Below are 517 nucleotides of genomic sequence, written 5' to 3'. Positions count from 1 at the left end.
TCAAAAGCGCGAAAGATCTTTGACACTACCATGCTTTGCAAAAGGCGCGGTCCGGCATCTTCAAATTCTCAAACGATATTCTCGGAGAGGCATGCATAGTCGGAAGTGCGTTCGGCATCGATCCCTGTGCCCTCGCCGAAGCGATGACCATGCTCGAAAGCCATCTTCAGGATGAAAAAGCTTGAGCACTTGCGCCGGTCCGGAGCGGAATCTGTCAACATTCAAAATTTTCAGCAAAGCCCTTTTGTGGGGCAGGTCAAATTCCTTAATTCGATTTAAAAAACAATCCATTTCGTACAAACACGCTAACCGATATCATTTAAGTCGGACGAGGGTATTGTCTTTCATGTGCTTATCGAACCATGAAGTTAAGTGCCAAGAAAATGAATGTTATGGCTGTTCTCCCCGTCAGTAAAACGATTTGCTGCAGCAGGCGACATCCGCGCCTCGACGAGGTGGAGTGGTTGATATGAGTTCCTATACATATGAATATGACGAGGATACGGGTTACTACGTC

The 517-nt window shown here is 46.6% G+C and carries 1 pseudogene; it reads left to right on the top strand.

The window, feature by feature from the left end:
• Positions 1-32: 32 nt before the first annotated feature.
• Positions 33-185: pseudogene (locus tag E1297_RS00750) on the top strand (IS6 family transposase); the annotation flags it as partial.
• Between the last annotated feature and the right edge of the window lie 332 nt (positions 186-517).

The sequence above is a fragment of the Roseibium sp. RKSG952 genome, from assembly GCF_009711355.1.
Note: the sequence above shows the minus strand (reverse complement) of the source record. Positions and strands in the feature narration are given on the sequence as shown.